Source organism: Escherichia sp. KTE96, from assembly GCF_000408525.1.
Lineage (GTDB): Bacteria > Pseudomonadota > Gammaproteobacteria > Enterobacterales > Enterobacteriaceae > Escherichia > Escherichia marmotae.
Genome location: NZ_KE137149.1, coordinates 2178253 through 2191021, shown reverse-complemented (window position 1 = coordinate 2191021; position 12769 = coordinate 2178253). Strand labels below are relative to the sequence as shown.

Here is a 12769-nt window from a genome sequence, read left to right as displayed (position 1 = left end):
TTTATAGTTCGCGTCATTCCGGAAGTGTGGCCGAGCGGTTGAAGGCACCGGTCTTGAAAACCGGCGACCCGAAAGGGTTCCAGAGTTCGAATCTCTGCGCTTCCGCCAAATAAGATAAGGGGTTAGCTAAATGCTAACCCCTTTTTCTTTTACCTGTCAAAATCACCATGCCGTTATACCATTCCCAATGGTTAAACTCGTCTTTGCTAAATCTGTTCCAGATCAAATGCGTAAAGATGGGTAAAACCTCTGGGTAGCTTTCGGCAATATCATTATGCTGCTTTATTAATTACACCTGTCATAGAGAGTGACTCCATGGATCGTATAGTTAGTTCTTCACATGACCGTACATCACTACTTAGCACCCATAAGGTGCTGCGTAATACCTATTTTCTGCTGAGCCTGACGCTGGCCTTTTCGGCAATTACCGCGACGGCCAGTACGGTTCTGATGCTGCCATCTCCGGGCCTGATTCTGACGTTGGTAGGGATGTATGGTCTGATGTTCCTGACCTATAAAACTGCCAACAAACCAACCGGGATTATCTCCGCGTTCGCCTTTACCGGTTTTCTCGGTTATATCCTCGGCCCGATTCTGAACACTTACCTGTCTGCCGGAATGGGCGACGTAATCGCTATGGCGCTGGGCGGCACAGCATTAGTGTTCTTCTGCTGCTCTGCGTATGTGCTTACCACCCGCAAAGACATGTCTTTCCTCGGCGGTATGCTGATGGCCGGTATTGTGGTGGTGTTGATTGGAATGGTAGCGAATATCTTCCTGCAACTGCCTGCCCTGCATCTGGCAATCAGTGCGGTATTTATTCTGATCTCCTCTGGCGCGATTCTGTTTGAAACCAGCAACATCATTCATGGCGGTGAAACGAACTACATTCGTGCCACGGTGAGTCTGTATGTGTCGCTGTACAACATCTTCGTGAGCCTGTTGAGCATTCTTGGCTTCGCCAGCCGCGATTAATCTCGCCCGATACCACTTACAGAGCCTCGCTTTATGCGGGGCTTTGTTTTTTGCTACACTGCAGCCAGTCTGACTAAGGTAGTAAATGAATATGTTGATCTTCGAAGGTAAAGAGATAGAGACCGATACCGAAGGCTATCTCAAAGAGAGTAGCCTGTGGAGCGAACCTCTGGCAGCCGTGATTGCCGAAAAGGAAGGGATTACGCTGTCGCCTGAACACTGGGAAGTAGTGCGCTTTGTGCGTGACTTCTACCTGGAATTTAATACGTCTCCGGCGATTCGTATGCTGGTAAAAGCGATGGCGAATAAGTTTGGCGAAGAAAAAGGTAACAGCCGCTATCTGTACCGACTGTTCCCGAAAGGCCCGGCAAAGCAAGCCACCAAAATTGCCGGCCTGCCGAAACCCGTGAAATGCATTTAACGGATACGAAAATCCGTTAATTCGCCAGAAGGATGATGCGGTTCGCTAATCACCCGTTCCACGCGGGCTGAACGCGGACCGCCGCTCTTTAACCACTGCATTAATTTTTCCACCTGCCCTTCATCACCACAGGCAACCACTTCCACGCTGCCATCATCAAGATTTTTTGCGTAGCCGGTTAACCCTAGCCTTTTCGCTTCGTACTGAGTGGTATAACGAAACCCTACCCCCTGAACTCGCCCATAAACCCAGGCAATTATGCATACTTTCGACATCACCGCTCTCCTTATCCTTAATGGACGCGTTGCAAATCCATGGAAAACTCCGGACAATGACGCCCATTTCTTTGCATCGACAGAATAGTAAATTATGAGTGTACGTTTAGTGTTAGCCAAAGGGCGCGAAAAATCATTACTTCGTCGCCATCCGTGGGTCTTTTCCGGTGCCGTCGCACGTATGGAAGGTAAAGCCAGCCTCGGTGAAACCATCGATATTGTTGATCATCAGGGAAAATGGTTAGCACGCGGCGCTTATTCGCCAGCGTCGCAAATCCGCGCTCGTGTCTGGACGTTTGATCCGTCAGAATCCATCGACATTGCCTTTTTCACCCGCCGCTTACAACAGGCGCAAAAGTGGCGCGACTGGCTGGCGAAAAAAGATGGTCTCGATAGCTATCGTTTAATCGCCGGTGAGTCTGACGGCCTGCCGGGTATTACTATTGATCGTTTCGGCAATTTTCTGGTGCTGCAACTGCTGAGTGCAGGCGCGGAGTATCAGCGCGCAGCATTAATCAGCGCCCTACAAACGCTCTATCCGGAATGCGCGATTTACGATCGTAGCGACGTGGCAGTACGTAAAAAAGAGGGGATGGAGCTGACCCAGGGGCCAGTAACCGGCGAGCTGCCACCTGCCCTGCTGCCTATTGAAGAACATGGCATGAAGCTACTGGTGGACATTCAACACGGGCACAAAACGGGCTACTACCTGGACCAGCGTGACAGTCGCCTGGCAACACGCCGCTATGTAGAAAATAAACGCGTGCTGAACTGCTTCTCTTATACCGGTGGATTCGCAGTATCGGCATTGATGGGCGGTTGTAGCCAGGTGGTCAGTGTCGATACTTCACAGGAAGCACTGGATATCGCACGGAAAAACGTTGAGCTAAACAAACTCGATTTGAGCAAAGCTGAGTTTGTGCGCGATGACGTCTTTAAATTACTGCGCACCTACCGCGATCGCGGTGAAAAATTTGACGTTATCGTGATGGACCCGCCGAAGTTTGTTGAGAACAAAAGTCAGCTAATGGGCGCGTGCCGCGGCTATAAAGACATCAACATGCTGGCAATTCAGTTATTGAATGAGGGCGGTGTTCTTCTGACTTTCTCCTGTTCTGGCCTGATGACCAGCGATTTATTTCAGAAAATCATCGCTGATGCCGCAATTGATGCCGGTCGTGATATACAATTTATAGAGCAGTTCCGTCAGGCAGCCGATCATCCGGTGATCGCTACCTACCCGGAAGGGCTATATCTGAAAGGGTTTGCCTGTCGCGTCATGTAACTTGAAATGTGGAATTCTGTCCTTATATCAAAGGTGAAGATTTCCCGGGAGGTGACTATGATTGCCAGCAAATTCGGTATCGGCCAGCAGGTCCGCCATTCCCTGTTAGGTTATCTCGGAGTGGTCGTGGATATCGACCCGGTTTATTCGCTCTCTGAACCGTCACCTGATGAGCTGGCGGTGAACGATGAGCTTCGCGCCGCTCCGTGGTATCACGTGGTGATGGAGGATGACAACGGCCTACCGGTTCATACCTACCTGGCTGAAGCCCAGCTAAGTAGCGAATTGCAGGATGAACATCCAGAGCAGCCGTCAATGGATGAGCTGGCGCAGACGATCCGCAAGCAACTCCAGGCACCGCGTCTGCGTAACTAATCCCCATAAAATCCCCGGAAGGTTTTTGCCTTCCGGGGATTTTTTTATTTAGCCAGCCCCAGACGAGGGATCTCAATGGCCGGGCAACGATCCATTACCACATTTAACCCAGCTTCCCGCGCCAGTACCGCAGCTTGCTCATTAATCACCCCTAGCTGCATCCATAAGGTTTTCGCACCGATGGCGATAGCTTCCTGCGCTACATCCCACGCAGCTTCTGAATTACGGAAGACATCTACCATATCTACTTTTTCCGGAACTTCCGCCAGCGTACCGTAACCCTGCTGGCCCAGCAGCGTTTTACCGGCGACTTTTGGTGAGACAGGAATGACGTGATAGCCCTGATCAAGCAGATATTTCATTACGCGATAACTTGGACGGTCAGGTTTATCACTTGCCCCTACCAGCGCAATGGTGTGAGTGGACGTTAAAATGGCTGCAATATCGGTTTCTTTCATCATTTCCTCCAGACTATTTACCAAAGTGTACGACAATACCGACATACCAACCATGCAGCTAATACGAATGTATGAGAGCAAAAGATGGAAATATGTCTATATGTTAGTAAGTATGATTAAAGAAAAATTTTGATACATTATTATTCGGGCGGTCATTAGACAGGAGCTATCTATGAAAACCGGCATTTTGACCACCTTGATTGTATTATGTTTGCCGGTGACCGTTTTTGCCACCACGCTGCGGCTGTCCAGCGACGTTGACCTTCTGGTGCTCGACGGCAAGAAAGTTTCCAGTTCTCTGCTGCGCGGCGCGGACAGCATTGAACTGGATAACGGCCCGCATCAATTAGTGTTTCGCGTCGAGAAAACCATCAACCTTTCTGGTAATGAAGAACGTCTGTATATCTCCCCACCTCTGGTCGTCAGTTTTAATACTCAACTTATCAGCCAGGTGAATTTTCGCCTGCCCCGTCTGGAGAATGAACGGGAAGCGACCCATTTTGATGCCACTCCGCGCCTTGAATTGTTAGATGGCGATGCGACGCCGATCCCGGTAAAGCTGGATATTCTGGCGATTACCTCAACCGCAAAAACGATTGATTATGAAGGAGAGGTTGAACGCTATAACAAATCTGCGAAGCGCGCCTCGCTTCCGCAATTTGCCACCATGATGGCAGATGACAGCACACTGCTTTCTGGCGTTTCCGAACTGGATGCGATTCCACCGCAATCTCAGGTGCTCACTGAACAACGGCTGAAGTATTGGTTTAAGCTGGCTGATCCACAAACGCGAAATACCTTCCTGCAATGGGCGGAAAAACAACCATCTTCCTGATATTTTTGTGCCTGCGCGCAGGCTTTTTCGGTCTTTATCTTGCAGCGGTAAGTGCTTACAGTAATCTGTAGGAAAGCTAACTACGGATGTAAATTATGGAACTGACGACTCGCACTTTACCTGCGCGGAAACATATTGCGCTGGTGGCACACGATCACTGCAAACAAACGCTGATGAGCTGGGTGGGGCGGCATCAACCGCTTCTGGAGCAGCACGAGCTTTATGCAACGGGCACCACGGGTAACTTAATTTCCCGCGCAACAGGAATGAACGTTAATGCCATGCTAAGTGGCCCAATGGGCGGTGACCAGCAGGTCGGCGCATTAATTTCTGAAGGGAAAATTGATGTGCTGATTTTCTTCTGGGACCCGTTAAACGCCGTGCCGCACGATCCCGATGTGAAAGCATTGCTACGTCTGGCGACAGTGTGGAACATTCCGGTCGCTACCAACGTAGCAACGGCAGATTTCATCATCCAGTCGCCGCATTTCAACGACGCCGTGGATATTCTGATCCCGGATTATCAGCGTTATCTCGCGGAACGCCTGAAATAATATTGCACAGGTGGCAAATGCCACCTGTTTCTTACGGTTTTCTCGCCACCGGAACATCCAGTTTTTTCAGGACTTCGACAAAGGGAGAAGGATTCTCTTTGTTGAACAATGCCCATACCCGATACCTTGCACGAGTCAGCGCAACGTACATTAACCGCCGTTCTTCGGCGTCAGGGAAATCTTCCACTGGCGGCAATAGCGCCTCTTCCATAATCGACTCACGCGCCGCAGCCGGGAAGCCATCACTCCCCTCCTGCAAACCAACAATGATGACGTAATCCGCCTGTTGCCCTTTGCTGGCATGAATCGTCATAAAGTCAATTTGCAACTTCGGCCAGCGCGTCGCCGCTTTTTCCAGACTGACGGGTTTCAAATGATGGTAACGCGCCAGCACCAGAATGCGCTCTTCCGGTTTGGCATAACCAGACAGTTTATCCAGCAAAGCATCAAGCTGGCTCTCTTCCAGCAGAGTAACGGCTTTTTTGTCGCCATTGGTTAAACTGTTTAGCGGCTTTTTCAGTTGACTGGGGTTTTGCTGGATAAAGCGATTCGCCACCTCCCCGATACGGCTGTTGAAACGATAAGTAGTATCTAAATCACAGCGATCGCCTTCACCGAAGTTTTCATGGAAAGCCGTGGTGAGCGACATTTGCGCCCCGCTGAAGCGGTAAATGGCCTGCCAATCATCGCCAACGGCAAACAACGTCGTCTGACTGTTTTGCTTGCGTAATGCCGCTAACAAAGCGGCGCGCTGCGGTGAGATATCCTGAAACTCATCGACCAGAATATGTTTCCACGGGCTGATAAAGCGGCCTTTCTCAAGGATTACAATGGCCTGATGAATCAAACCGGAAAAATCAACGGCATTTTCTGCCTTCAGTGCGCTTTTCCACGCCTTCAACAAGGGAGCCATCAACTTGATGCGTTTACTGAACAAGTCACGAATTTCCTCGGGCGCGCTGGCAATCATTTCAGCCTGTGCACCACCGTGCATCCGCATCAGGTTTACCCAGCGATCGAGGCGAGATGCGAGACGACGCTGCAATTTTTCATCATCCCAGAAGTTACCTTCTGGCACTGACCACTGCATTTCTTCCGTCAGCCATTGCCGCCAGCCCTTCGCCTGCGCTTTCTTCTCGCTGCATTGCTTGCGCCACTCAGCAATAAAGAGTTCATGACGGGCAGTAGTATCATTTTCCAGGTTGCTGACTGTCGGTACTTTTTTGCTACCTTGCTGAATAATATGCAGCGCCAGTGAATGAAACGTGCGTGCGGTAATGTCTTCAGTATGGAGCCGTTCGCGAATACGCTCATCCATCTCTTCAGCCGCTTTTCGGCCAAACGCCAGCAATAAGATTTGCTCAGGAGACGCTTCGCCGCGCGCCAGCAACCAGCCGGCTCGCGCTACCAGCACGGACGTTTTTCCGCTTCCTGCGCCAGCAAGTACTAATAACGAATGCTCGCCATTGACAACTGCACGAGCCTGCGCCGGATTAAGTGGTGAAGACTCAACCTGACGGAAAAAATCCGCATACTTATTGAGCATGATTTCGGTGTACGCCTGATTATGCTGCAACCGACTGCCTTCAATATCTTTCAGCCAGGCCTGACATTTGTGCCACGCTTCACGACAGTTATCGAATTCGTCTAGCCGGTTGACCGGCAACGGTAACGCCGACAAAGCCTGGCGAATTTGTTGCTGTACGCCAGAAGTTTGCTCCCGCGTCAGCCATTTATTGTCGCCGGTGCGCGTGGCAATCAAATCGAGTTGCTGCTGTAAGACGCCGGCCGCAATTTCGCTCATCTCCTCGCTCCACCGCCGCCAGTGTGCATCAAGATGATGGTGAAAACGCTGTGTCTCAGCCCATTCGGTGCCGTGCAGACGCACTACTTTTTCATCAGGCAACACAAATTCCAGCTCGCCCCACACCAGACCGCGCTTACAGTGAATCGCCAGTAATTGATTGAAAGGAATGAGATATTCGTGACGATCGCCGGAAACTTTTATCCCGGCATTGAGGATCACCGCCCGATCGTAAGGGTGCTGTGCCAGACGCTTGCCAAGAGTTGTCGCTTTCAGTTCCATGTCTCTGTAGATCCACACGATGTTATTTCTTATCAGTGTAACCGTCAGAGAAAACGTGCTCCAGCCCAAAAAAACGTTACAATTGCCGCCCATTACTGAAAACCACAGTAAAGCGAGGTTTTATGCGTACCGTTTTGAACATTCTGAACTTTGTCCTGGGCGGATTCGCCACTACCCTGGCCTGGTTGTTAGCGACCCTTGTCAGTATTGTGCTGATTTTTACCTTACCGCTGACTCGTTCCTGCTGGGAAATCACTAAACTTTCGTTGTTGCCCTACGGCAATGAAGCTATTCATGTCGATGAACTGAATCCGGCGGGTAAAAATGTGTTGCTCAACACGGGCGGCACCGTACTGAATATTTTCTGGCTGATTTTCTTCGGCTGGTGGTTATGCTTGATGCATATTGCTTCTGGTATTGCGCAATGCCTCACCATCATCGGTATTCCTGTCGGCATTGCGAACTTTAAAATTGCCGCTATTGCACTGTGGCCGGTAGGTCGCCGCGTAGTTTCTGTGGAAACAGCTCAAGCTGCGCGTGAAGCGAATGCGCGCCGCCGTTTCGAATAATCTAATTTTATGGCCTTTATGCTAAGCCCTTTGCTCAAACGCTATACCTGGAACAGCGCCTGGCTGTATTACGCCCGCATTTTTATCGCACTTTGCGGTACTACTGCGTTTCCGTGGTGGCTGGGTGATGTAAAACTGACGATTCCGCTGACACTCGGAATGGTTGCGGCGGCATTGACCGATCTCGATGACCGGCTGGCGGGACGTCTGCGTAACCTCATCATTACGCTGTTCTGCTTTTTTATCGCTTCGGCCTCGGTAGAACTGTTGTTCCCGTGGCCCTGGTTGTTTGCCATTGGCTTAACGCTCTCCACCAGCGGCTTCATTTTGCTCGGCGGACTGGGGCAACGCTACGCGACTATCGCTTTTGGCGCGTTGTTGATAGCCATTTACACCATGCTGGGAACATCTCTGTATGAGCACTGGTATCAACAGCCTATGTATCTGCTTGCAGGAGCCGTCTGGTACAACATCCTGACGCTTATCGGCCATCTGCTGTTCCCTGTCCGCCCATTGCAGGACAATCTGGCGCGTTGCTATGAACAACTGGCACGTTATCTGGAACTGAAATCACGCATGTTCGATCCCGATATAGAAGACGAAAGCCAGGCGCCGCTCTACGAACTGGCTCTCGCCAACGGGAAACTAATGGCGACGCTGAACCAGACGAAGCTCTCATTGCTGACTCGCTTACGCGGCGATCGTGGTCAACGGGGAACGCGTCGCACATTACATTACTACTTTGTGGCGCAAGATATCCACGAGCGTGCCAGCTCTTCTCATATTCAATATCAAACGTTGCGGGAACATTTTCGCCACAGCGACGTGCTGTTCCGTTTCCAGCGGCTGATGTCAATGCAGGGACAAGCTTGCCAGCAACTGTCACGCTGTATTTTGCTGCGTCAGCCTTACCAACACGACCCGCATTTTGAACGCGCCTTCACTCACATTGACGCAGCGCTTGAGCGGATGCGCGATAACGGTGCGCCGATTGATTTGCTAAAAACGTTGGGATTTCTGCTGACAAACTTACGCGCCATTGATGCTCAACTGGCGACGATTGAATCAGAGCAAGCTCAGGCGATGCCGCATAACGATACTGAAAGCCAACTTGCCGACGACAGCCCACACGGATTAAGTGATATCTGGCTGCGCCTTAGCCGTAACTTTACGCCGGAATCCGCCCTCTTCCGCCACGCGGTAAGGATGTCACTGGTGTTGTGCGTCGGCTACGCCATCATTCAGATAACCGGGATGCATCACGGTTACTGGATCTTGCTGACCAGCCTGTTTGTTTGCCAGCCAAACTATAACGCCACGCGCCACCGCCTGAAGTTAAGGATTATTGGTACGTTGGTGGGTATTGCGATTGGTATTCCAGTGCTGTGGTTTGTTCCATCACTGGAAGGGCAATTGGTGCTCCTGGTCATTACCGGCGTGCTCTTTTTCGCCTTCCGTAACGTGCAATACGCTCATGCAACGATGTTCATTACGCTGTTGGTGCTGCTGTGCTTCAATCTGCTGGGTGAGGGTTTTGAAGTGGCGCTGCCACGCGTAATCGATACGCTAATCGGGTGTGCCATAGCATGGGCAGCGGTAAGTTACATCTGGCCAGACTGGCGTTTCCGCAATCTGCCCAGGATGCTTGAACGCGCGACCGAGGCCAACTGCCGCTATCTCGATGCCATTCTCGAGCAATATCATCAGGGACGTGATAACCGTCTGGCGTATCGTATTGCCCGCCGCGATGCCCACAACCGCGATGCAGAGCTGGCTTCAGTAGTGTCGAATATGTCCAGCGAACCGAACGTTACACCGCAAATTCGCGAAGACGCGTTCCGGTTACTGTGTCTCAACCATACATTCACCAGCTACATCTCAGCCCTCGGCGCACACCGTGAGCAGTTAACTAATCCTGAAATTCTGGCGTTTCTTGATGATGCTGTTTGCTACGTTGATGACGCGCTACATCATCAACCTGCCGATGAAGAACGCGTCAATCAGGCATTAGCAGGCCTGAAACAACGGATGCAGCAACTTGAGCCGCGAGCAGACAGCAAGGAGCCTCTGGTTGTACAACAAATCGGGTTATTGATTGCATTACTGCCAGAAATTGGCCGCCTGCAGCACAGGATTACTCAAGTTCCGCAGGAAAATCCTGCTTTGGCGTAATAGAATCAGCCCATTCAGCAAGCTCCTGGCGGCGTGCCACCGGGAGCGCTGCTTCATGAATACCGATAATTGCGCCTTCAAGCATAAACAAGATCTTTTCTGTCACCAGACTATTTTGCTGCCGCAGCCGCAACCAACACATTTTCGCCCCAAGTATACGTAACGCCCGTACATCCTTAATCCCCACTTCCCCGAGAATCGCTTCCAGATGAAAAGACATATTGGGCAAATCTTTCAGTCTTTCCCGAGTATTACGTGTAGTTTTCTCTTTAAGCGCTGCGTCGAGAGAATATTTTGACAGACGTACCAGCTTCAGTTGATTTCGCCATAAACTTTCATCAACCCGATAGTAATTGAGGGTAACGAACCGTCCACACTTTTTATATGTCAGCCAGACTGGCGGATGTTTTACACAGTATTGTGCGCTTTGCTCACAAGCCCGAAGATACAACTCACCATCAGAAACTACCGCAAATACCGTGTCGTCAACGGTCAGACTGTAACTACCAAACAATGATCGGTATTCAATTGTGCCCAACGTTGCCAGGTATTTCTGTGACTTATAGATCCGCTTATAGGAGAGGCTTTTCATAAAATTCCTTTTAAAATCATAATATAAAAGAATGATTCACATTAACGGATCCGTTAAATACGAAAATAGGCAACTTATTCTCAAGGGGCAAGATTAATTTATGTTTTCCAGCCACCAACGACAAAATTTGCGAGGCACTTTCCGAAAATAGGGTTGATCTTTGTTGTCACCGGATGTACTGTATATCTATACAGTAACTCACAGGGCTGGATTGATTATGTACACTTCAGGCTATGCACATCGTTCTTCGTTGTTCTCATCCGCAACAAGCAAAATCGCGCGTGTCTCTACGGAAAACACTACAGCTGGGCTAATTAGTGAAGTTGTCTATCGCGAAGATCAGCCCATGATGACGCAACTCTTGCTTTTGCCATTATTACAACAACTCGGCCAACAATCGCGTTGGCAGTTATGGTTAACGCCACAACAAAAATTGAGTCGTGAATGGGTTCAGGCTGCTGGACTACCTTTAACGAAAGTGATGCAGATCAACCAGCTTTCCCCTTGCCACACAGTGGAATCAATGGTTCGCGCATTACGCACAGGAAATTACAGCGTGGTGATCGGTTGGTTAGCAGATGATCTGACAGAAGAAGAACATGCTGAACTTGTGGATGCCGCCAATGAAGGTAACGCAATGGGGTTCATTATGCGTCCAGTAAGCGCATCCTCTCACGCCACGAGACAACTTTCCGGGTTAAAAATTCACTCTAATTTGTATCATTAAGTAAATTTAGGATTAATCCTGGAACTTTTTTTACCGTCCGGCTGATGATTTCACTCATGGCTCATTTTCCCTGCGGAGGCTTGTCTGAAGCGGTTTCCGCGATTTTATGCTGTAAATTATCGTTAACAAAAAAGGTTAAACGTACCTTATACAAATCTTTTTTTTCATATGCCTGACGGAGTTCACACTTGTAAGTTTTCAACTACGTTGTAGACTTTACATCGCCAGGGGTGCTCGGCATAAGCCGAAGATATCGGTAGAGTTAATATTGAGCAGATCCCCGGTGAAGGATTTAACCGTGTTATCTCGTTGGAGATATTCATGGCGTATTTTGGATGATAACGAGGCGCAAAAAATGAAAAAGACAGCTATCGCGATTGCAGTGGCACTGGCTGGTTTCGCTACCGTAGCGCAGGCCGCTCCGAAAGATAACACCTGGTACACTGGTGCTAAACTGGGCTGGTCCCAGTACCATGACACTGGTTTCATTCCTAACAATGGTCCGACCCACGAAAACCAACTGGGTGCAGGTGCTTTTGGTGGTTACCAGGTTAACCCGTATGTTGGCTTTGAAATGGGTTACGACTGGTTAGGTCGTATGCCGTACAAAGGCGACAACATCAATGGCGCATACAAAGCTCAGGGCGTTCAACTGACCGCTAAACTGGGTTACCCAATCACTGACGATCTGGACATCTACACTCGTCTGGGTGGTATGGTATGGCGTGCGGACACCAAGGCTAACGTACCTGGTGGCGCATCCTATAAAGACCACGACACCGGCGTTTCCCCGGTATTCGCAGGTGGTGTTGAGTACGCGATCACTCCTGAAATCGCTACCCGTCTGGAATACCAGTGGACCAACAACATCGGTGACGCACACACCATCGGCACTCGTCCGGACAACGGCCTGCTGAGCCTGGGTGTTTCCTACCGTTTCGGTCAGGGCGAAGCAGCTCCAGTAGTTGCTCCGGCTCCAGCTCCGGCACCGGAAGTACAGACCAAGCACTTCACTCTGAAGTCTGACGTTCTGTTCAACTTCAACAAAGCAACCCTGAAACCGGAAGGTCAGGCTGCTCTGGATCAGCTGTACAGCCAACTGAGCAACCTGGATCCGAAAGACGGTTCCGTAGTTGTTCTGGGTTACACTGACCGCATCGGTTCTGACGCTTACAACCAGGCTCTGTCCGAGCGTCGTGCTCAGTCCGTCGTTGATTACCTGATCTCTAAAGGTATCCCGTCTGACAAAATCTCTGCACGTGGTATGGGCGAATCCAACCCGGTTACCGGCAACACCTGTGACAACGTGAAACAGCGCGCTGCACTGATCGACTGCCTGGCTCCGGATCGTCGCGTAGAGATCGAAGTTAAAGGTATCAAAGACGTTGTAACTCAGCCGCAGGCTTAAGTTCTCGTCTGATAAAAAACCCCGCTTCACGCGGGGT

General features: G+C 50.2%; 14 protein-coding genes and 1 tRNA gene. 11 read left to right on the top strand and 4 right to left on the bottom strand.

Translation table 11 applies throughout. The features are described from left to right. The first annotated feature begins 20 nt into the window (after positions 1-20). From A1WG_RS04500 to tusE, 3 genes are all read left to right on the top strand, one after another. Positions 21-108: transfer RNA gene (locus tag A1WG_RS04500), tRNA-Ser, on the top strand. A 207-nt stretch (positions 109-315) separates the two neighbouring features. Further along, positions 316-975: an FtsH protease modulator YccA gene (yccA, locus tag A1WG_RS04505; RefSeq protein ID WP_000375136.1), complete on the top strand. Its 660-nt coding sequence runs from the start codon at positions 316-318 to the stop codon at positions 973-975. Positions 976-1066: 91 nt separating this feature from the next. Further along, positions 1067-1396, top strand: a complete 330-nt coding sequence (gene tusE / locus A1WG_RS04510) for a sulfurtransferase TusE (protein WP_010376933.1) — start codon at positions 1067-1069, stop codon at positions 1394-1396. On the opposite strand, the gene yccX is transcribed toward tusE, so the two are convergent. Beyond that, positions 1393-1671, bottom strand: coding sequence for an acylphosphatase (gene yccX, locus A1WG_RS04515; RefSeq protein WP_001516138.1), 279 nt, complete (start codon positions 1669-1671; stop codon positions 1393-1395). The genes tusE and yccX overlap by 4 nt on opposite strands. Before the next feature lie 94 nt (positions 1672-1765). Between yccX and rlmI the strand changes: the two genes are divergently transcribed. Both rlmI and hspQ read left to right on the top strand, forming a co-directional pair. After that, positions 1766-2956, top strand: a complete 1191-nt coding sequence (gene rlmI, locus A1WG_RS04520; RefSeq protein ID WP_000116311.1) for a 23S rRNA (cytosine(1962)-C(5))-methyltransferase RlmI — start codon at positions 1766-1768, stop codon at positions 2954-2956. Positions 2957-3013: 57 nt separating this feature from the next. Then, positions 3014-3331 (top strand): heat shock protein HspQ, encoded by a 318-nt coding sequence (gene hspQ, locus A1WG_RS04525; RefSeq protein WP_001295356.1) that lies wholly within the window; start codon positions 3014-3016, stop codon positions 3329-3331. Positions 3332-3375: 44 nt separating this feature from the next. Here the strand turns inward: hspQ and A1WG_RS04530 are convergent, their stop codons facing one another. After that, positions 3376-3789 carry a CoA-binding protein gene (locus A1WG_RS04530; RefSeq protein WP_001516136.1) on the bottom strand — a complete coding sequence of 138 codons (414 nt, stop codon included), beginning with the start codon at positions 3787-3789 and terminating at the stop codon, positions 3376-3378. A 172-nt stretch (positions 3790-3961) separates the two neighbouring features. Between A1WG_RS04530 and A1WG_RS04535 the strand changes: the two genes are divergently transcribed. Both A1WG_RS04535 and mgsA read left to right on the top strand, forming a co-directional pair. Continuing rightward, a complete protein-coding gene (locus A1WG_RS04535) occupies positions 3962-4624 on the top strand; it encodes a DUF2057 family protein (protein WP_000847778.1) in 663 nt (220 codons plus the stop codon). A gap of 95 nt (positions 4625-4719) precedes the next feature. Next, the gene (gene mgsA / locus A1WG_RS04540) at positions 4720-5178 is read left to right on the top strand and encodes a methylglyoxal synthase (protein ID WP_001516135.1); all 459 of its coding nucleotides are present in this window, start codon (positions 4720-4722) and stop codon (positions 5176-5178) included. 31 nt (positions 5179-5209) lie between these two features. On the opposite strand, the gene helD is transcribed toward mgsA, so the two are convergent. Then, a complete protein-coding gene (gene helD / locus A1WG_RS04545) occupies positions 5210-7264 on the bottom strand; it encodes a DNA helicase IV (protein WP_001516134.1) in 2055 nt (684 codons plus the stop codon). Positions 7265-7386: 122 nt separating this feature from the next. Here helD and A1WG_RS04550 point away from each other — a divergent pair, with 122 nt between their 5' ends. After that, a complete protein-coding gene (locus A1WG_RS04550; protein WP_001261229.1) occupies positions 7387-7833 on the top strand; it encodes a YccF domain-containing protein in 447 nt (148 codons plus the stop codon). Positions 7834-7842: 9 nt separating this feature from the next. Further along, a complete protein-coding gene (gene yccS / locus A1WG_RS04555) occupies positions 7843-10005 on the top strand; it encodes a YccS family putative transporter (RefSeq protein WP_001516133.1) in 2163 nt (720 codons plus the stop codon). On the opposite strand, the gene sxy is transcribed toward yccS, so the two are convergent. Further along, on the bottom strand, positions 9968-10597 hold the full coding sequence (gene sxy / locus A1WG_RS04560) for a CRP-S regulon transcriptional coactivator Sxy (RefSeq protein WP_000839163.1): 630 nt from the start codon (positions 10595-10597) through the stop codon (positions 9968-9970). The genes yccS and sxy overlap by 38 nt on opposite strands. Positions 10598-10814: 217 nt before the next feature. Between sxy and sulA the strand changes: the two genes are divergently transcribed. Both sulA and ompA read left to right on the top strand, forming a co-directional pair. After that, positions 10815-11324 (top strand): SOS-induced cell division inhibitor SulA, encoded by a 510-nt coding sequence (gene sulA / locus A1WG_RS04565; RefSeq protein ID WP_000288698.1) that lies wholly within the window; start codon positions 10815-10817, stop codon positions 11322-11324. A gap of 355 nt (positions 11325-11679) precedes the next feature. Then, on the top strand, positions 11680-12732 hold the full coding sequence (ompA, locus tag A1WG_RS04570) for a porin OmpA (RefSeq protein WP_001516132.1): 1053 nt from the start codon (positions 11680-11682) through the stop codon (positions 12730-12732). The last annotated feature ends 37 nt before the right edge of the window (positions 12733-12769 follow it).